Genomic DNA, 18,304 nt, shown 5'->3' on the forward strand with positions numbered 1-18,304 from the left:
AGCGAATATTTCGGTGAGCACCGAAGTGTTGGGGTGTAGGGTCGTAGACATGAAGATCCCTCCGCGTGCCCTTCCCCCTGCCCTCCTCACCGGCGGTGCCGTCTGTTTCACCGTGTTCGCCTGGGCCTCGGCATTCGTGTCCATCCGCAGCGCCGCAGCCGCCTACTCTCCAGGGGCACTCGCCCTCGGCAGACTGCTCGTCGCCTCGCTCGTCCTGGTGACGCTGCTCCTCGTGCGCCGCGAAGGCCTCCCCCCGCGCGGGGCCCGAAAAGGCATCCTGTTGTCCGGACTCGTGTGGTTCGGCGGCTACATGGTCGCGCTCAACTGGGGCGAACGCCTCGTCGACGCGGGGACCGCGTCCCTGCTCGTGAACACCGGGCCGATTCTCATGGCGCTCCTCGCCGCACGCCTGTTGGGCGAGGGGCTGCCGCCGCGGCTGGTGACGGGCACAGCGGTCTCCTTCGTCGGCGCCGTAGTCGTCGGTCTGTCGATGTCGTCCGAAGGCGGCGGCTCGACGTCGGTGCTCGGGGTGGCGCTGTGCCTGCTCGCGGCGGTGGCATACGCGACAGGGGTCATCGCGCAGAAGCCCGCACTCGGCTACGGGACACCGCTGCAGATCACCACGTTCAGTTGCCTCACCGGGACCGTGGCCTGCCTGCCGTTCGCCGGACAGCTGGTCGCCGAGATCCCCCGGGCGCCGCTCTCCGCCAGCCTCAACATGGTCTATCTGGGCGGAGTCCCCACCGCCCTCGCCTTCACCACCTGGTCGTACGCTCTCGCACGGATGCCGGCCGGGAAACTCGGCGCGACCACCTACGCCGTGCCGGCCGTCGTCGTCCTGCTGAGCTGGATACTCCTGGGCGAGGTCCCGGCCTGGCTGACACTGCTGGGGGGCCTGCTGTGCCTGACCGGGGTGGCCGTCTCCCGCTACCGCCCCCGGACTCGGAAGGATGCCGCCGTACGAGCGGACGCACCCGTGTCCCAACCCGCCGACGCACCAGCGCGATAGCACTGGGACGCGGCGGTACCCCCCTTCCACCGACTGGAGCTTCCCGTGCGTGCACGCCAAAGCCTCGCCCTCGTCCTCATCGTCGCCGCGACCGCCCTGACGGGCGGCTGCGCGGAGCAGGAGAACCGGGAGACGACGACCGCACCCGGCCCCACGGCCTCTTCGGCCCCGACCTCCACCACTCCGGCCCCCTCTTGGGAAGGCAAGGCACCCCGGGAAGACGCCATGCGACGCGCCACCCGTGCCCTGAACGCCGTGGAAACCGACGGCGCCTCACGGGTCGACGAGGGGATGGAGGACCTCGCCCGGGGGCTGGACAAGACCTTCACCCCGAAGGGGAACCGGCCCCACACCTTCGACATCGCCTGCCAGGCACCCGCCGACCACACGCTGACGCTGACCCTCGCGGGCGCCGGCGCGGAAAGCGAGTGGGAGGTGACGTGCGGCGACCGCGAGGCCGACCGGTTCAACATCCCCGCCGGCAGCCGCTTCACCGCCCGGATCCCCGCCGCGGACCGGCACACCCAGGGGCTCGTGCAGTGGCGGCTCAGTACGATCGCTCCCGCCGACGTGGAGGGCTGCAAGGACGACATCGGGGGATGCGAGGAGTGAGAGAACCGTGCCGGCTGCCGTACACGACCGGGTTCGTCACTGACGAGGGTCAGGCGGATCCGTCGTGGATGACGGTGTCCAGCGCGTACACGGAATGGTCCCGGCTGCCGATGTAGACGACACCGTCCGCGACCGCCGGTGACGACTGGATCCCTCCATCGGTGGCATAGGACCACTTCTCCTGCCCGGTGTCCGTATCCAAGGCGTACACCTTGTGGTCGGCGCTGCCGACGTACACGATTCCCCCGGTGACCCTCGGCGTCCCCTCGACCTTTCCACCGGTGTCGAAGGCCCATCTCCTGTTTCCGGTGGCCGCGTCCAGGGCGTACACCTTTTTGTCGTCGCACCCGGAGTAGACGACGCCGTTCGCGGCCACCGGCGCCGACCCGGTCCGGTTGCCCGTGTCGTGGGCCCACCTCTTGGCGCCGGTGGCCGTGTCCAGGGCGTAGATCCGCTTGCTGCTGCCGATGTAGAGCATCCCGCCGACCACTGCCGGCGACGTGAAAGCCCAGTCCTCCGGGGTGTCGTCCCACTCGACACTGCGCCCGAAGCCCCAGTCACTCGCGCGGCGTACCCATTTCTTCTCCCCGGTGGTCCTGTCCAGGGCGGTCACCGAGTCGAACCCGGCGACGAACACCACCCCGCCGGCCACCACCGGCAGTTCGAGACCCGAATCGCACAGGACGACCCACCGCTTCCTCCCGGTGACCGCATCCAGGGCGATCACCTCGCTGTGTCCTCCTACGTACACCACCCCGTCGGCGGCCGTTGGAGCCGCTTCTGCTTTGGTGCCGGTGGGGTAGTGCCATTTCCGTTTCCCGGTGGCGGCGTCCAGGGCGTAGACGTTCCCGTCGGCGCTGCCGGTGTACACCATGCCCCCGGCCACCGAGGGTGTCCCTTCGACCCTTCCACCGGTGGGGTACCGCCACTTCCGTTTCCCGGTGGCGGCGTCCAGGGCGTACACGTTCCCGTCGGTGCCGCCCAGGTACACCACTCCGTCAGCCACCGTCGGGGACGAGGTGACCGGGGACTTGGCGGTGCATCGCCACCGCAGCCGCCGGTCGGGGGTGTCGTGGTCGAACAGCGTGAAGCCCGCGGCGGCGATGCCGGTACTGGTGGCCGCACCGATGCCGAGCCACAGCGCGGTGCGGCGGCTGATGTGTCTCTTTGCCGTCGACGCGTCCGCCGCCGGTTCCGGCACGGGCACCGGAGCCGCGTCCCCGCCGATCGCGGTGAGCGGGGCGGTCACCGTCTCCGTGGCGGTGCCGGACGGCCGCGCTCCGGCACCGGACGCCGGTGGCGTGACGTCAAGGCCGCGGAGGGCGTCGCACACCTCGGCCGCCGAGGCAGGACGGTCGTCGGGGGCCTTGGCGAGGAGGGCCATGACCAGGGCGTCCAGAGCTGCTGGCACACCGTCGCGCGTCAGACCCGGTGGCTGCGGGGCCGTGTTCAGGTGGGCGGCCATCAACGCGACGGGCTCGCCGGCCTGGAACGGAGGGCGTCCGGTGAGCAGTTCGTGGAGTACGCACCCCAAGGAGTACAGGTCGGAGCGGGCGTCTCCGGAATGATCACCGAAGCGCTCGGGAGGCATGTAGGCGAGCGTGCCGATGACCTTGCTCGACTTGTGCGTCGACGCCATGTACCGGGCGATGCCGAAGTCGAGGATCTTGATGCGGCCGTCCCCGGTCAGCATGAGGTTCGCCGGCTTCAGGTCCCGGTGGATCACCCCTGCCGTGTGAGCGGCTTGCAGCGCCGCGGCGGTCTGGGCCGCCCAGTCCACGGCGGTGGACAGTCCGGGCAGTCCGTCCGTGCGGAGCACCGTGTCCAAGTCCCGTCCGGTGACGAACTCCATCACCAGATAGAGGGTGCCGTCGTCGGGGTCCTGTCCCAGGTCGAAAATCGTCACCACACCGGCGTGGTTCAGCCCGCCCGCGGTGCGCGCCTCGCGGAAGAACAACTCCGCGCCGAAGTCGCCCCGTCGGTCGTACGGCAGCAGCTTGACCGCGACCCGACGCTCGATCACACGGTCGCGGCCCTCCCAGACCTCGCCCATACCGCCCCGGCCGACGAACGCGACCAGTTCGTAACGCCCGCCCACAACCCGCGACACCACCCGTACCCCCGTCCGGACATCTGCCACCCGCACCCCGTCGCACCCGACCCGCCTCCGCGGGACCGCAACGACGATCCCACAGCGGCCGCGCGCCCACCGGCAGGAAGACGGAATCCAGGGCCACGGGCAGGCAGCCCCGCGCCCGTAACTTTTTAGCGTCTACCGCGCGGAGCATGCCGGCTCACCTCGCCAACTCGGCCCCGCGGGGACGGCCGATTCCAGGAGACCGGTGCGTTCCAGCGCGCCCGGGCCTCAGGAGCGCGCGAGGAGGCCGCGCTCCAGGGCGAGGACGACGGCGCGAGTGCGGTCGCTGACGTCGAGCTTCGCGAAGACGCGCAGGAGGTGCGTCTTCACCGTGGCCTCGCCGATGACCAGACGACGGCCGATCTCGGCGTTGGACAGGCCGTCGGCGACCGCGAGCAGCACGTCCCGCTCGCGGGCGGTGAGCGCGACCGGCTCGGGACGGCGCATCCGGGCCACGAGGCGCTCCGCGACCCTGGGCGCGAGGACCGTCTCACCGCGCGCCGCCGAGCGGATGGCGTCGGCGAGCTGCTCGCGGGTGGTGTCCTTGAGGAGGTAGCCGACGGCGCCGGCCTCCACGGCTCGTTCGATCTCGACGTCCGTGTCGTACGTGGTGAGGATCAACACCCGGGTGGCCGTCGGCAGGGCGACGATCTCGGCGGTGGCGGCCACGCCGTCGAGCACCGGCATCCGCAGGTCGAGGAGGGCCACATCGGGGGCGAGCCGCTCGACGAGGTCGACGCCGTCGCGGCCGTCACTCGCCTCACCGACGATCTCTATGGTGGGCTCGTTGGCCAGCAGGGCGATGACTCCGGCGCGCATCACGGCGTGGTCGTCGACCACGACCACCCGGATCCGGTCGTACGCGGTGTCGGTCATGGTCGGTCCTGACTGTGCGTGGGAAGGCTGGCGAGGACACGGGTGCCGTCCCCGAGGGAGCTGGTGACGGCGAGTTCGCCGTCGAGTTCGGCCAGCCGTCGGCGCATGCCGTCGAGGCCGAAACCACGGGACTCCTCGACGACGAAGCCGCAGCCGTCGTCGGTGATCTCCAGCTCGACACCGCCCGCGCATTCGGCCAGGACGACGTTGACGGCGGAGGCGCCCGAGTGTTTGCGCACGTTGGCGAGGGACTCCTGCGTGCAGCGCAGCAGGGCGACACGGGTGCGCTGGTCCAGGTCCATGTCGGGCAGTTCGGCGGTGACGGTGAGGCCGGTGTCCTGGACGAAACGGTCCAGGGTTCTGCGCAGGGTGGTGGCCAGCGAGCCTGCCGCGACACCGCTCTCGGGGGCGGAGCCGACGAGCACCCGGGCCTCGGCCAGGTTCTCGCGCGCGGTCTGCTCGATGGAGGTGAGCTGCTCGGCGCAGCGTACGGGGTCGGTGACGGTGGCGGCGCGGGCCGCCTCCGCGAGCACCACGATGGAGGCGAAGCCCTGGGCGAGGGTGTCGTGGATCTCGCGGGCGAGCCGTTCGCGCTCCTCAGCCGCCCCCTGCCGCTGATAGGCGGCTGCCAACTCCTGCTGGGCGACGGCGAGTTCCGCGGTCAGCTGCTCCTGCCGCTCGTTGCTCCGGCCGACGAAGCGGTGCACCCACAGCCCCAGACCCACCCCGGCGGCATAGGCGACAACGGTGAACACCACGTTACCCGTGAGGAATTGGGGACTCCAGCCCTGGCCGAGCGTGCCGCCGAACACGGTGAGGGCCGCGGCGGCCCCGCTCAGGGTGATCGCGTCCCGCGGGGTGCGGGTGAAGAGCCAGAACTGCGGCAGGGACACCACGTAGAAGGCGGCCCCGCCGTCCAGAACGTAGGCCGTCGCGCCCAGGACGAGCGCCAGGACGCCGAGGTAGGGACGGGGACGCAGGACGGGGTTGTCCGGCCGGTTGAGAACGACCGTGTGACACAGCGCGATCAGGGCGAGCAGGCCGAACAGCCAGTACCTCCGGGCCGGCGACGCGTCCAGCACGGCGATGGCCTGTGGCAGCAGACCGAACAGGATCCAGCCTGCCAGGCTCCAGCGGAGGACCCGGTCCTGGGGCAGCCGGTCACCCGGCTGCCGCTGCCACTGAATCACGCTGATTCACCTCGTTCGTAGGGGAGTTGAGGATCCGGCGCCGATCTCGTCAGCCTACCGATTCCAGGGTGCGGGAGGACTGCCCAGTGGTGCGGCGGGCACGGCGCACTCCGCGGGAGGGCCACCAGTTGGCCTCGCCGAGCAGGAGCATCAGGGACGGCAGGACCAGCATCCGGATGACGAAGGCGTCCAGGAGCACGGCGACCGCGAGGCTGAAGCCGATCTGCTTCATCTCGATCAGGTGCAGGGCCGCGAAGCTGGCGAACACCGTGACCATGACCACGGCGGCGCTGGTCACCACGCCCGCCGAGCTGCCGATGCCCTCGATCACGGCCCTGCGGGTCGGGACTCCGCGCAAGGCGGCCTCCCGGATCCGGCTGATCACGAAGACCTGGTAGTCCATCGACAGGCCGAACAGGATCACGAAGAGGAACAGCGGGACACGGGAGCCGATCGACCCGGTGGAGTGGAAGTCGACCAGGCCTTCGGCCCAGGTGTGCTGGAAGACCAGGACGAGGATGCCGAGCGAGGCGGCGGCGGAGAGGAGGTTGAGGACGATGCCGACCAGGCCGAGGACCACGGAGCGGAAGGCGTAGACGGTCATGGCGAAGGTGACCAGGAGCAGCGCCCCGATGATGAGGGGCAGCTTCCGTTCCTGGTGGGTCGGGTAGTCGGTGTAGCGGGCGACGTCACCGGTCACCGCGGTCTCGGCACCCTGCACGCGGCCGACGGTCTGCGGGACGTACGTGTCGCGGATGTCCTTCAGCGAGGACTGGGCCTCGTCGCTGCTGACGTAGTGCGGGACCTGTAGCTGGAGCATGCTGATCCGTTTGTCGGGTGACGTGGTCAGCTTGGAGGTGCCGCTGAGGCGCGGGTCGTCCTTGACGTCGGAAGCGAGTTCGCGCAGCGCGGCCGTCACCTCGGGCGAGCGGTCGGCGTCGGCGCGGACGACGACCTGGTGCATGGACTTCAGCTCCGGGTACGCCGCGTTCAGCCGGTCGTAGACCTGCATGGCGACGATGGAGCGGGAGTGCGTCTCGCGGCCCATGTCGGTGAGCTTGAGGCCGAGGACCGGGGCGGCGAGGGCGAGCAGTCCGACAACGGTGACGGTGAGCGTGGCGACGGGGTGCTTGGCGACGGGGCGGAGCACGGCGGCGGTCAGCCGGCCAGGGCCGGTCCTGTGCCCCTTCCGCTTCTTCGGCGCGACCCCGCGGGGCGCCCGGCGCTCGGCCCGGCGCTCGGCACGCATGCCCAACTTGGCGAGGACGGCGGGCAGTACGGTCAGGGAGCTGACGATGGCGACGAGGGTGACGACGATCGCGCCGGTGGCGATGGACGAGAAGATGACGTCGTCGGCGAGGTAGAGGGTGGCGCTGGAGACGGCGACGGCGAGACCGGAGAGGACGACGGCCCGTCCGGAGGTGGCGGCGGCGAGCTCGACGACGGCCTGCGGGCTCAGTTCGCCGCCGGCGCGCGCCCGCTCCTCACGTTCCCGCTTGAGGTAGAAGAGCGTGTAGTCGACGCCGACCGCGAGGCCGATGAGCAGGATGACGTTGGTGCCGACACCCGCGTCGGGGAAGACGTGCGAGGCCACCATCGACAGGCCGACGGCCGCGGTAATCGAGGACAGGGCCAGCAGCAGCGGAACGAGGGCCATCGCCACGGAGCTGAAGACCAGCAGCAGGGTGACGAGGGTGACCGGCAGGGCGATCACCTCGGTGCGCGAGAGGTCGTCGCCGCGCAGCTTGTCCACGCCCTTGCTGATGGACGGCGACCCGGTCTCCTCGACGCGCAGCCCGGGATGGGACCTCTGCACGGCCGTGGTCTGCTCGATCAGCGGGTCGACGTGCTTCTTGCCCTCCAGCTCCGGGCCCTTCATGGTGACGGTGACCCGCACCGCCGTACCGCCCGCGTTGCGCACCGGGTCGGCGACCGAGAGCACCTCGGGCAGCCTGCCCATCCGGGCGACGACGTCGGCGACCGCCGAGTTGGCCGCTGCGATGTCGAGATTTCCGGTGCCCGGCTTCGCGGTGATCAGGACGTGTTCGACGGGGCGCTGCTGCAACCCGCCCTCCGCGGCCAGCGCCTCGCCGCGTCCCGCCTCTCCGATGCGGAAGTCCTCGGTGGTCGCCGCGTTGGCGCCCACCGAGATGCCGACACCGAGGCACAGGACGACGAACACGAACCAGCCGACGATGCCCCGCCACGGGTGGGCGGCGCTCCAACGGGCCATGCGTACGGGAAGATTACTCATGGCAATCATGCTCTTCGGCGGGGTTGTGGTGCCGACAGCAGCGACCGGTTGAACTTGGGGTCCACCGACTGGTGGACCCCGGTCCGGCTCAGTGGAAGCCGAACCAGGCCGTCTGGCAAGGCGAGAGACCAGCGGACGGCGGCGGGAGACCAGCGGACGGCGGCGAGAGACCCGCGGACGACAAGACTGCTGTCGAGTCAACGGCACAGCCCACTGCGGTGACGGCCGTGGTGGCTTCGTCAGCCGAAGCTCGGGGCCGGCTCCGGCTCGGGCTGCGGAGCCGGGGCGCTCAGGGAAGGGAAGGCATGGTTGCGTCGGCCGCCGCCACCCGCCCTCGGACCGTATGCGGTTCGCGCCCCGGCTCGTCGTGTTCATCGCCGGCGGTCAGCCCCGCACGTGCAGCCCGAAACCCGTGCGGCCCGCGGGTTCCAGCCCCTCCTTCAGGTGCAGCGAGGGGATCTCGTAGTCGCCGAAGTTCTGCCGCCGGAACGGGATCGGCTCGGTCGACTCCAGGGTCAGCAGCCGCTGCTCCCATGCCTTGGCGGCGTCCGCGTAGGCCTCGTCGGTCATCCGGTCGGTGCCGTGGAGCACGAACGGGGGCAGCACCTCGATGCCCGGGTAGTAGAGGATGCCGTGCTGGATCGGGAACAGCAGATCGTCGATGGGGCCGTTGATCCCGCGAGCGGCGTAGTGCGGCTCCGGGCCACCGGTGGTCACCGACAGCAGCGCCCTTCTGCCCGCGAGGGTGCCTTCGCCGAAGCGCTCACCGTACTTGGTGTCGCTGTGCTCGCCGACGCCGTATGCGAAGTGGAAGGTGAACACCCGGTCCACCCACCCCTTGAGGATCGCGGGCATCGAGTACCACCACAGCGGGAACTGGAAGATGATCATGTCGGCCCACAGCAGCTTCTCCTGCTCGGCCCGGACGTCCGGGGTGAGCGTCCCGCTGTCGAAGGCCCGGCCCGAGTCCCGGGCGACCTGCAGCGGACTCGAGGCGGCGGAACCGTAGTCCGCGGCGTCCACGACCGCCTTCCAGCCCATCGCATACAGATCGCTCACCCGTACCTCGTGCCCGACGCTCTCCAATGTGGACACCGCGAGGTCCTTCAGCGAGCCGTTGAGCGACTTCGGCTCCGGGTGGGCGTAGACGATCAGCGTCTTCATGGGAACTCCTTCGGATCGGATGCCCTCGATCCTGGACGCCACGGCGGCCGGCGTTCAGGGACGCCTCTTCCACCGGACGGGACTTCCTGGTAACAGCAGTACCACCCTTACAGGCACCACCGAGGCCATACTGAAGACATGGACGATCTTGCGGGCTTCCTGCGGACTCGGCGTGCCCGGGTCGACCCGGCAGCCGTCGGAATCCCCACCGACAGCCGCCGCCGGGTCGAAGGGCTGCGCCGCGAAGAGGTGGCACACCTGTCCGGGGTCAGCGTCGACTACTACGTACGACTGGAACAGGGCCGCGCGACCCAGCCCTCCGAGCAGGTCCTCGACGCCCTTGCCCGTGTTCTCGGCCTCGACGAGACCGAACGCGGGCACCTCGACCGGCTCGCCCGGCAACACCGCCGCCGGGCGAAGGCGCCGGGCGGGCGGGTCCGGCCGGAACTGATGCGGGTCCTCACCCTGGTCACCGACGCACCCGCGCTGATCATGAACCACCGTCTGGACGCACTCGCCGGGAACCACCTCGCCGGGCTCCTCTTCGGCCGGCCGATGCCGGGCCTGAACATCGCCCGGCACATCTTCCTCGAAGAGAACGAGCACGGCCTGTACGCCGACTGGGAGACATGCACCACCGACGTGGTCGGACACCTGCGCCTGGCCGCCGGCAAATACCCCGAGGACCCCCGCCTGGCCTCGCTCATCGGCGAGCTCGCGATGGGCAGCGAGCGCTTCCGCCGCCTCTGGGCCCGCGCGGACGTCCGCGCCCGCACCCATGGACGCAAAGCGTACCGACACCCGCTGGTCGGACTGCTGGAACTGCACCAGGAAAACTTCGCACTACCCGACGAATCGGGCCAGGAGCTGATAGTGCTGTCCGCGCCCCCCGGCAGCCCCGCCGAGGACGGGCTGCGCCTGCTCGCGAGCCTGAGCACGAACGGCACTGACGCGCACTCCACAGTGAACGCCCAAGCCCGCGAGTAACCTGTTGGCAGTGGGCCGTTGGAAGAGGATCCGTGGACCGAGACCTTCTTCCCGACCCCGACCCCGGCCCCGCCTCCGACCAGACCGCCCCACCCAGGTCTGCCGTACCTAATCCACCCCGGGCGGCACGCGCGTGGCCTGGTGGTAGTACATCCGCCAGCCTGCGGCCGGATCCCCCTTCCGCCAGATCGAACTGTGCCTGGTCCTGCGTTCGCCGAGCATGGTCTCAAAGGTCAGATGCACCAGGCCGGGCGCGAGCAGCACTCCCGAGATCTCCGAGGGCTCATATCGGGCACCATCCGCCGAACTGCCCGGGAGCTCGGGCAGTTCGCCGAGCATGGCCTCATACGTCCATCGCCGCCCCGACCCGCCGACCTCCACGAACTCCGGATCGAGAAGCTGCGCGGCGCGTTCCCGGGAGGCACGGACCCGCGGATCCATGAGCTGCAACTCGCAGGCGATCGCCTGCTCCACATCGTCTGTCGCACTGTCCATGGACGTATCGTCACCGACCTCGTGGCTTCCCGCGCAACCGATTTCACCTGCTGCCACGAGAAGCCACCCCTTCTAACTGGTCGAGTCCGCCCAGGTTCGCTCCGCGCGCCGTAAGGCCACCGCACCTCGTTGCCGTGGCTTGACTGCGCGGTGGGTGTAACAGAAGCTGTTGCAGCAAAAGGAGGGGCGATGGCGGCGAACAGTCGATTGGCCATCGCGACGCACGCGTTGGCCTGGCTGGCGTTGGCACAGCGCCGCGGCCAGGAGGTTCTGACTTCGGAGCAGATCGCGGCCAGCGTCAACACCAACCCCGTGATCATCCGGCGCTGCCTCGGTGACCTCCGACGAGCCGGCCTGGTGGAGGTCCGCCACGGCGCCGGTGCGGGCTGGCATCTGGCCCGCGAACCCGAGGGGATCACCCTGCTCGAGGTGTACGACGCCGTCGACGCGCAGCCACCGTTCGGCCTGCACCGCACCGAGCCCAATCTGGAGTGTCCGGTCGGCCGGGGCATCCGGCCCGCCCTGAGCGGCGTCTACGGCCGGGTCGAGCAGGTCATGCGGCGTGAGCTGGCGGACACGTCGATCGCCGATGTACTGCGCGAGACGTTGGTGAACTAGCCGACAGGTCGATAGCCAGGCAGCCGCCAAACCACTTGCTGTAACAAAGACTGTTCCAGCCATCCCAGGAGGAGTAAGACTGTGCAAGCCTTACGGTGTCCGGTCGTCGAACTGCGGCAGTACACGCTGCACCCAGGGCAGCGAGACGTACTGATCGACCTGTTCGACCGGGAGTTCGTCGAGACCCGAGAGGCGGTGGGTGCCACCGTCCTGGGGCAGTTCCGTGACCTGGACGACCCTGACCGGTTCGTCTGGCTCCGCGGCTTCGAGGACATGCCGCGTCGTGCCAAGGCCCTGGAGAGCTTCTACGGCGGGCCGGTCTGGCAGGCACACCGTGACGAGGCGAACGCGACGATGGTCGACTCCGATGACGTGCTGCTGCTGCGGCCCGCCTCGGCGCGCGGTGGGTTCCCAGCGCCGGTCGGCACCCGGCCGGCCCCCGGCGAACCGGCGCCATCGCCACCGTCGCTTGTCCTCGCCACGATCTGGTACGGACACGCCCCGTTCGACACGGCGTTCGTCGAGTTCTTCCAGCAGCGCGTGCGACCCGTACTGGCCGAGACCGGCGCCGAGCCACTGGCGTACCTGCGGTCGGAACACGCCCCGAACACCTTCCCTGCGCTGCCGGTACGGACGAACGAGGAGGTCTTCGTATGGTTCGCACGTTTCACCGACGAGGGCCACATCGACCACCACCTGAATCGCTTGCAGCAGTCGGAACGCTGGCGCGAGGAGGTGCTGCCGACCCTTTCCGAACGGTGGGCCAAGGCCCCGCAGCGGCTACGGTTGGCACCCACCGAGCGGTCGATACTGCGGTGAGTCTGCGGTGAGTGCCAAGGAGCCAGGGGACAGAGGGCCCGGTTCGGCTGAACACCGCGCGCCGAACCGCCCGGCCGAGGCGAAGGAGGAACGGGTGCACAGCTTCGAGACGGGACAGACAGTCGTACGACGCGACGTGCACCGCCCCGGCCGGGTGTGGAGTGAGCACGCGCTGCGTCTCGTCGCCGACACGAGCGAGGGCCTGGTCGCAGCCTGTCCGCCGGGAGCCGAGACCCGCTGGCCCGCCCTGTACATCAAGGCCCGCGAGGACGGCGACCGGTCGGTGCGGACGAAGGCGTTCGACGCGATGGCCAGTGGTGAGTGGGAACTGGCGCCCGCGGTGTGGCAGGAGACCGAGCTGCTGCTGTGGAAACCCCCGACCGCGTGGTTCAGCGTCAACGCCTTCTACACCGGCGACGGACTGCGGAACTGGTACGTGAACTTCGAACGCCCCACCGTCCGCACCGGTGATGGTTTCGACACCTTCGATCTGACCGTGGACCTGCTCGTCGCCCCCGACCTGAGCAGCTGGCGGTGGAAGGACGAAGACGAGTACGCGCACGTGCGGCGGCTCGGCATCGTCACCGACACCGAGCACCAGGCCGTCGACGCCGCCCGCGACGAAGTCCTCGCGATGCTCGCCGAACGCTCCGGGCCCTTCGCCGACACCGCCGCGTGGTCGGCCTGGCGATGGAACCCGGCCTGGCCCGCCCCGCGTCTTCCGCAGCCTGCGGCGACCGCTCGCAGGGGTGCGCCGACAGGTGGCTGAAACCGGGGACCCAACGGCCAGGACCTTGCGCGACTCCGGAGCGGAGCCGGTCACGCACGTATCCGACCAGCTCTTCAACCTCCATGAGTCACCGGAGCACGGATTCTTCCGAGCCGACGGCACGGCAGGCGATCTCGGCGTACGGAGCGCCGACTGGTTCGAGGGCCTGTTGAGCCGCCCTGTCGTTCGCGTCGAATGGCCCGCCGCGACCGGAGCAATCGCAAACCGCTGGGAGCCCGCTGGGAGTTCGCCGACACAGGAGAGGCCCTCGTCATCAGCCGTGACGTGCCCACCGATGGCTCGTTTCCGGCTCGCCGATTCCTGATCCGTCCCTGATCCGCCGGCCACGCCCTGCACGGCTGCCCGCAGTCGCCCGCCCAGCCGGGGCCGCACCTGTGCCGGTGCTGTTGTCGAGCCACGGCCATCGGACCGTTCCGCCCGTTCGGGATTCCTTGTTGGTCCCCGCGTAAACAGAGCCGGTCTATTACTCCAGCGTGGTTTCGCAATCCCCCAGCGCGTTGTGGCCGAGCACAGCAATCAACCGGGTATCCAGGGGAGCCAGGCGGTCTCGGTGCTGGCGCGATCAGCTGGCGGCAGGGAGCTGGCGGGCGAAGCGGCGGACGGCATCAGTGAAGGCGTCTGGGTCGTCGAAGTTCGCGAGATGTCTTGCTCTCGGGATCAGCTCGACCCGAGCGTGGGGATGCGCGCGGGCGAAGTCCGCCTCGCCGGCCCGGAAGACGGTGTCCCTTTCGCCGTTGAGGATCAGTACCGGAGCCTCCACGAAACGCATCGCGTCCGCGTCGAAGCGTCCCAGTACCTCGTCCCAGGCCGCGGGCAGGGTATGGAAGGCGTAGCCGGAATGGATGGTCGCCCCCACCACTTCCGGCGGATAGAGCCGCCGCAGCAGCCAGTCGTTCCACTGGGCCAGCCGATCTGCCGGAATACGAGGTACCAGCTTGGCGACCCATCGGTATGGCGCTGCCCAGAGGCCGCGGGTGGATGCGCTGGCTCCCGCGAGGATCAGCCCGCGCAGTCTTTCTGGACTACGGCGCGCGAACTCCAGCGAGGCGTATCCGCCGAGCGAGTGCCCGACGACCAGAGCCGGCCCACGGTCGAGTGAGTCCACCGCGGAAGCGATGATCTCGGTCGCGCTGCTCAGGCTCCAGGGTTGAGCCGAGCGCTTCCCATGGCCGGGCAGGTCGACGGCGGCTACCGGAAATTCGTCCCGGAGTGCAGCAAGCTGCACGCTCCACTGTCCCGCGCTGAAGCGCGTCCCGTGGACGAAGACGATGCCCACTGCATCCGCTGCCGTCATCAGTTCCCCCAGGTTCTGCCGTCCAGCCGACTCTATCGGCGCGGTCTCGACCACGATCAAGGGAGGTGCGGGAAGGTGCTCTAGCGGCCAACAGGGTCGCTCAGTCAGACGAGTTCATCGGCAGATCGTCGTCGGTAGTGGCTGCGCCGGGCGGTTGCCTGGTGGTGTCTGCGCCAGATCGACCAGAGCAGCAGCAGCCTGATCGGCAACGTAGCCGGTGAGTTGAGGGCGACGGTGAGTAGGTGGCGGATCTCCGGGACGGTCAGTGTGGCCGGGTCGCTGCTGCGGGTGGGGTGGTGTGGATCGGTAGGTCGGTCGGGGGCTGCGCTGACGGCGACAGCGGTAAGCACTGGAGTATCTATTCTTGGACCTGCGCCCACGCGGCATCCCGTCAGTACCCGCAGCCTGGACTATCGCGCATGCCCGGATGCGGTCGTCCGAGCCGGCTCCTGCCATGGCCGACGTCGTCTCCCGGACAAGACGTAACCGACTCGTGGACGGATGATCGAATAGCAGAGCCCTGGACGGGGTAGAACGGTCGCCGGGTGTCTTCCCACAGTGGAAGTCCCCGCTACTCACCCGGCCGGTACCCCCGGCGAGATCGAAGGATGCAGTATGGCCAGCGGCACCGTGAAGTGGTTCAACTCCGAGAAGGGCTTCGGCTTCATCGCCCAGGACGGCGGCGGACCGGACGTCTTCGCCCACTACTCGAACATCTCGGGCACCGGCTACCGAGAGCTGGTGGAGGGAGAGACGGTCACGTTCGACGTCACCCAGGGCCAGAAGGGTCCCCAGGCCGAGAACATCGTCCGCGGCTGACGTCCCCGCTGGCCTCGCTGGGCTCGTCACCCAGAGGCAGCCGGAGAAGGCCCGGTCATCCGGGCCTTCTCCCATGCAACGATGGCGCGCCGCCGCGGCCTCGGTATCCCCGTCGCCGCCCATGACCGCCCAGCCCTACGACCGCCGTCCGCCCCACCGCGGAGGCTCACCGGGTGGTGGCCACTGGACGTACGACGAGCAGCGGATGCATGCGCAGGTACCGCACCCAATGCGCATCCATCGGCATCCATCGGCACGGCAGGCGGTGCGGCTGTCGGCGCCCCTCCGGGTGCGGAGTGCAGGCCGCGGGCCGGCACCACTCTCAGACGGAGCTGCGGGCCTCTGCGGGTTCCGGCTGCGGTATCGTCCCCTGCTTCCTTCCGACAGCAGGCAAGGTAATCAGCAGCACAGCTGCTCCGAGGAGTGCGATGACCGCGATCCAGCCCGCGCCGACGTGCATGGCATGGATGAACGCGTTGTCAGCAGCCTGAGCAAGATCAGGCCGGTGGATAGCGGTGGCGATGTGGCGGGCCTGTTCGGCGGAAACTCGCGCCTGATCCTGCACCGGACCGGGTGCACCTTCCAGCGATGGTTCGATCGCACGTCGGTACATGATCGACATGATCGTGCCGCCTACTGCGATTCCGATCACGCTGCCGGTCTGTCGCACGGTGTTGGTGACGGCCGATCCTGCACCGGCCTGTTCCAACGGCAGGTTGCTGATCAACGCGGCTGTAACGGGACCGATCACCATGCCGATCGAGAGACCCTGTATCAGCAGCAGGAACTCGATCCAGACGAGTGGAGTCTGGAGCCCGAGGAATCCGTATCCGCCCATGGTCAGCGCAGCCACGGTCAGCGCCGGAACGGTGATAGGGCGTAGCGACACGCGCCGCACCAGGCGCGAGGCAAGGGGCGCCCCCGCGAGCGCGCCGAGTGCGGTCGGGATATTGGCCAAGCCCGCCTTCATCGGCGAAAATCCGAGCGCGCCTTGCAGGTAGAACGCGTTGTAGAAGGTAATGGCGGCCACAGAAAAGAGCAGCAACCCGAGTGTCACGTTGCCGCCACCGAATGTGCGTTGCGCGAGCAGCCGCGGATCAAAGCTGGGCACTTTGACACGCAGTTCGACGAGGACGAAAACGGCCAGCAGAACCAGACCGACAATGATCGGCGCCCAGACGTCGGCACGACTCCACACGGCCACCTGCCCCGCCCGGATCAGCCCGTAGGCCAACGCCACGAGCCCGCTGATCGACAGCAACATTCCAGCTGGGTCCAGGGGCCGCGGAGTGGGGCTGCGGAAATTGGGAACCAGCGCGGCGAGCCCGACAAGCGCCAATGCCGCGACCGGGACATTGATCAGAAAGACCGAGCCCCACCAGAAATGATCCAGCAGGAAACCCGCCAGTACCGGGCCGGCAGCCATTCCGACACCGGCCGACGTCGAGAAAATACCGACCGCGGCAGCCCGCGCGGGACCACTAAAGGTCCACATAAGGATGGCCAAGTTCGCGGGCGTGATCAGCGCGCTGCCCGCCCCCATCACAGCTCGAGCTGCAATCAACTGGCCCGCATCGCTTGCGCACGCCGCCCACAGCGAGGACCCGGCGAAGATTACCAACCCACCGGAAAATACGGTTCGGTGACCGAACCGATCTCCCAATGTGCCTGCAGTGAACATCAGCGTGGCGAAGGTCAGAGTGTACGAACCGGTCGCCCATTGCAGCTCACCGGGATCGGCCCCAAGTCCACGGACCGGGTCTGCAAGGGTCTCCAGCGTAGTACTCAGGACGGTATTGTCCAGCCAAATCAGCAGCGAACACAACATGAGAACAGCGAGAATCAACTGCTGCCTGAACTTCGGCAACGTTGGAGGCGCGGGCATGAACACCTTCCGATATCGATCGGCAGGAACCTGAACGACTGGACCATAAGCAAACTCCACGACGCCGTCAAGCTTAGAAAATCCTGTCAGAACTGTTGCGGTCGGACTGACTGTGTGCCCTCTGCCGGATTTGCGGACTGAACAATTTTGTGCCCTCAGGCGGATTTGCCAGTTGAGTGATTTCATGGCTTCCGGAGGGTTGCGACTGAGCGGATTACATGCCCTCCAGCGAGCTGCCGCACCGCACCTGCACCTCCCGGCTTATTGCCCACCTTTGCCCGGCGGACGTCTAAGGCCTGCCTGTAACTAGTCACATGGCTGATCGCCGAATGGTTTCCCGCCACTCGTCCATTACATCGTGGGACTCATCCATGGCGGGATGGCGACTTCCATCGGGCGCGTAGGCCGGAGACCGGTCTGCGCGGAGCGGCACATGGGCGCAGTACCAGGCCCGCCTGGCGCCTGCTTGCTCCGCCTCCGTGCCGGTCCGTAGATAGTCGAGCAGCGCGGTCATGACTCGACGACGCCCGAAGGCGTAGACCGCTGGTTCGACGAACCAGCGGCAGAAGCTGTGGTCCGGGTCGTACACGGCCGCGGCCAGCAACGGGGCGAAGAACTCTTCGGGCAGCTGTGTGCGTTCGAGCAGTGGCTTGCGCACCGCATGGGCCAGCTGCCGTGCGCGGCGTGCTTCCGGTACGTCGGCCGCGTTCCCGAGATCCATCAGCCGCGCCACCTCGGTGGCGCAAGACAGGAAGGAGCGTGCAGCTGGCTTGTGGTGCTCTTCGTCGGCCATGGCGGCATTCTGGTCCGGCTCAGGCCGAGAAGGTACGGGGCGTTGGTTGCTTCCCCCTGAGGGAAACGATCACGTTGTGATTCAGCAAGTTGGTTGCCTCGGTGGGACGTGAGCAAGTCTCGGATCAGCAGCGCGGCCGGCCCTGGAGCCCTGCCGCTGGAGGACCGTGTCCTGCTGGTAACGCCGTACCGGCCCACGAATTTGACGATGCGACAGCTTGCCATGTCGTTCGGGATCTCCAAGTCGGCCGCTGACCGGATCATCGACCACATCGGTCCGTTGCTGGCGCTCCGGCAGCGTAAGCAGTTCCGCAAAGACACCGTGCTCATCGGCTACGGCACCCTGGTGCCACCCGCGACCACTCGGTGCCCGAGCAGTCGAAGAACTGTCGCTACTCCACTGCCCACCAGGTCGTCATGAGCTGACACCCGCACAACCACTGCCACAAACAGGTCCGCGTGGGGTCGCTGCAGCATCAGCCGCGCGGTCGGCGTGATGTCCAGCTCGGCGGCGGTGACGCCGAGCGCGCGCATCAGCTTGTGCGCGTTGTCCTTGGTGTGGT

At 68.8% G+C, this 18,304-nt stretch carries 16 protein-coding genes and 1 pseudogene; 8 read left to right on the plus strand and 9 right to left on the minus strand.

The features are described from left to right. Positions 1 to 49 precede the first annotated feature (49 nt). Positions 50 to 1,009, plus strand: a complete 960-nt coding sequence (locus ABZ923_RS15250) for a DMT family transporter (protein ID WP_361471086.1) — start codon at positions 50 to 52, stop codon at positions 1,007 to 1,009. A gap of 45 nt (positions 1,010 to 1,054) precedes the next feature. Further along, on the plus strand, positions 1,055 to 1,621 hold the full coding sequence (locus tag ABZ923_RS15255) for a hypothetical protein (protein ID WP_361471088.1): 567 nt from the start codon (positions 1,055 to 1,057) through the stop codon (positions 1,619 to 1,621). 49 nt (positions 1,622 to 1,670) lie between these two features. On the opposite strand, the gene ABZ923_RS15260 is transcribed toward ABZ923_RS15255, so the two are convergent. The 5 genes from ABZ923_RS15260 to ABZ923_RS15280 all read right to left on the minus strand — a co-directional run bounded on the left by ABZ923_RS15260 (position 1,671) and on the right by ABZ923_RS15280 (position 9,242). Beyond that, a complete protein-coding gene (locus ABZ923_RS15260; protein WP_361471090.1) occupies positions 1,671 to 3,731 on the minus strand; it encodes a serine/threonine-protein kinase in 2,061 nt (686 codons plus the stop codon). Positions 3,732 to 3,986: 255 nt separating this feature from the next. Continuing rightward, a complete protein-coding gene (locus tag ABZ923_RS15265; RefSeq protein WP_361471092.1) occupies positions 3,987 to 4,634 on the minus strand; it encodes a response regulator transcription factor in 648 nt (215 codons plus the stop codon). After that, positions 4,631 to 5,824 (minus strand): sensor histidine kinase, encoded by a 1,194-nt coding sequence (locus ABZ923_RS15270; protein WP_361471094.1) that lies wholly within the window; start codon positions 5,822 to 5,824, stop codon positions 4,631 to 4,633. The genes ABZ923_RS15265 and ABZ923_RS15270 overlap by 4 nt, the downstream gene beginning before the upstream one ends. Positions 5,825 to 5,873: 49 nt before the next feature. After that, the gene (locus ABZ923_RS15275; protein WP_361471096.1) at positions 5,874 to 8,078 is read right to left on the minus strand and encodes an MMPL family transporter; all 2,205 of its coding nucleotides are present in this window, start codon (positions 8,076 to 8,078) and stop codon (positions 5,874 to 5,876) included. A gap of 384 nt (positions 8,079 to 8,462) precedes the next feature. After that, on the minus strand, positions 8,463 to 9,242 hold the full coding sequence (locus ABZ923_RS15280) for an NAD(P)H-dependent oxidoreductase (protein WP_361471098.1): 780 nt from the start codon (positions 9,240 to 9,242) through the stop codon (positions 8,463 to 8,465). A 138-nt stretch (positions 9,243 to 9,380) separates the two neighbouring features. On the opposite strand from ABZ923_RS15280, the gene ABZ923_RS15285 reads away from it, so the two are divergent. After that, positions 9,381 to 10,229 carry a helix-turn-helix transcriptional regulator gene (locus tag ABZ923_RS15285; protein WP_361471100.1) on the plus strand — a complete coding sequence of 283 codons (849 nt, stop codon included), beginning with the start codon at positions 9,381 to 9,383 and terminating at the stop codon, positions 10,227 to 10,229. 108 nt (positions 10,230 to 10,337) lie between these two features. On the opposite strand, the gene ABZ923_RS15290 is transcribed toward ABZ923_RS15285, so the two are convergent. Beyond that, positions 10,338 to 10,724, minus strand: a complete 387-nt coding sequence (locus ABZ923_RS15290; RefSeq protein WP_361471102.1) for a DUF4440 domain-containing protein — start codon at positions 10,722 to 10,724, stop codon at positions 10,338 to 10,340. Positions 10,725 to 10,913: 189 nt separating this feature from the next. Between ABZ923_RS15290 and ABZ923_RS15295 the strand changes: the two genes are divergently transcribed. The 3 genes from ABZ923_RS15295 to ABZ923_RS15305 all read left to right on the plus strand — a co-directional run bounded on the left by ABZ923_RS15295 (position 10,914) and on the right by ABZ923_RS15305 (position 12,930). Continuing rightward, on the plus strand, positions 10,914 to 11,342 hold the full coding sequence (locus tag ABZ923_RS15295; RefSeq protein ID WP_361471104.1) for an Rrf2 family transcriptional regulator: 429 nt from the start codon (positions 10,914 to 10,916) through the stop codon (positions 11,340 to 11,342). 81 nt (positions 11,343 to 11,423) lie between these two features. Beyond that, the gene (locus ABZ923_RS15300) at positions 11,424 to 12,161 is read left to right on the plus strand and encodes an NIPSNAP family protein (RefSeq protein ID WP_361471106.1); all 738 of its coding nucleotides are present in this window, start codon (positions 11,424 to 11,426) and stop codon (positions 12,159 to 12,161) included. A 94-nt stretch (positions 12,162 to 12,255) separates the two neighbouring features. Next, positions 12,256 to 12,930 carry a DUF402 domain-containing protein gene (locus tag ABZ923_RS15305; protein ID WP_361471108.1) on the plus strand — a complete coding sequence of 225 codons (675 nt, stop codon included), beginning with the start codon at positions 12,256 to 12,258 and terminating at the stop codon, positions 12,928 to 12,930. Positions 12,931 to 13,513: 583 nt separating this feature from the next. On the opposite strand, the gene ABZ923_RS15310 is transcribed toward ABZ923_RS15305, so the two are convergent. Continuing rightward, positions 13,514 to 14,245, minus strand: coding sequence for an alpha/beta hydrolase (locus tag ABZ923_RS15310; RefSeq protein WP_361471123.1), 732 nt, complete (start codon positions 14,243 to 14,245; stop codon positions 13,514 to 13,516). Positions 14,246 to 14,860: 615 nt separating this feature from the next. On the opposite strand from ABZ923_RS15310, the gene ABZ923_RS15315 reads away from it, so the two are divergent. Then, positions 14,861 to 15,064, plus strand: coding sequence for a cold-shock protein (locus ABZ923_RS15315; RefSeq protein ID WP_361471110.1), 204 nt, complete (start codon positions 14,861 to 14,863; stop codon positions 15,062 to 15,064). Between the two features lie 322 nt (positions 15,065 to 15,386). Here the strand turns inward: ABZ923_RS15315 and ABZ923_RS15320 are convergent, their stop codons facing one another. Together ABZ923_RS15320 and ABZ923_RS15325 are read right to left on the minus strand one after the other, a co-directional pair. Further along, on the minus strand, positions 15,387 to 17,135 hold the full coding sequence (locus tag ABZ923_RS15320; RefSeq protein ID WP_361471112.1) for an MFS transporter: 1,749 nt from the start codon (positions 17,133 to 17,135) through the stop codon (positions 15,387 to 15,389). A 124-nt stretch (positions 17,136 to 17,259) separates the two neighbouring features. After that, complete coding sequence (locus ABZ923_RS15325; protein WP_361471113.1) at positions 17,260 to 17,742, minus strand: hypothetical protein; 483 nt, start codon at positions 17,740 to 17,742, stop codon at positions 17,260 to 17,262. Between the two features lie 68 nt (positions 17,743 to 17,810). On the opposite strand from ABZ923_RS15325, the pseudogene ABZ923_RS15330 reads away from it, so the two are divergent. Further along, positions 17,811 to 18,174 (plus strand): annotated as a pseudogene (locus ABZ923_RS15330) (transposase family protein); the annotation flags it as partial. Between the last annotated feature and the right edge of the window lie 130 nt (positions 18,175 to 18,304).

Source organism: Streptomyces sp. NPDC046881, assembly GCF_040645015.1.
In the GTDB taxonomy this organism is placed as follows: domain Bacteria; phylum Actinomycetota; class Actinomycetes; order Streptomycetales; family Streptomycetaceae; genus Streptomyces.

What these genes read in the sequence shown, in the direction of transcription:
- ABZ923_RS15250 (WP_361471086.1), top strand. Translation starts at nt 50, where the DNA reads ATGAAGATCCCTCCGCGTGCCCTTCCCCCTGCCCTCCTCACCGGCGGT.
- ABZ923_RS15320 (WP_361471112.1), bottom strand. Translation starts at nt 17,135, where the DNA reads ATGAAATCACTCAACTGGCAAATCCGCCTGAGGGCACAAAATTGTTCA.
- ABZ923_RS15295 (WP_361471104.1), top strand. Translation starts at nt 10,914, where the DNA reads ATGGCGGCGAACAGTCGATTGGCCATCGCGACGCACGCGTTGGCCTGG.
- ABZ923_RS15325 (WP_361471113.1), bottom strand. Translation starts at nt 17,742, where the DNA reads ATGGCCGACGAAGAGCACCACAAGCCAGCTGCACGCTCCTTCCTGTCT.
- ABZ923_RS15275 (WP_361471096.1), bottom strand. Translation starts at nt 8,078, where the DNA reads ATGAGTAATCTTCCCGTACGCATGGCCCGTTGGAGCGCCGCCCACCCG.
- ABZ923_RS15310 (WP_361471123.1), bottom strand. Translation starts at nt 14,245, where the DNA reads ATGACGGCAGCGGATGCAGTGGGCATCGTCTTCGTCCACGGGACGCGC.
- ABZ923_RS15265 (WP_361471092.1), bottom strand. Translation starts at nt 4,634, where the DNA reads ATGACCGACACCGCGTACGACCGGATCCGGGTGGTCGTGGTCGACGAC.
- ABZ923_RS15290 (WP_361471102.1), bottom strand. Translation starts at nt 10,724, where the DNA reads ATGGACAGTGCGACAGACGATGTGGAGCAGGCGATCGCCTGCGAGTTG.
- ABZ923_RS15285 (WP_361471100.1), top strand. Translation starts at nt 9,381, where the DNA reads ATGGACGATCTTGCGGGCTTCCTGCGGACTCGGCGTGCCCGGGTCGAC.
- ABZ923_RS15315 (WP_361471110.1), top strand. Translation starts at nt 14,861, where the DNA reads ATGGCCAGCGGCACCGTGAAGTGGTTCAACTCCGAGAAGGGCTTCGGC.
- ABZ923_RS15280 (WP_361471098.1), bottom strand. Translation starts at nt 9,242, where the DNA reads ATGAAGACGCTGATCGTCTACGCCCACCCGGAGCCGAAGTCGCTCAAC.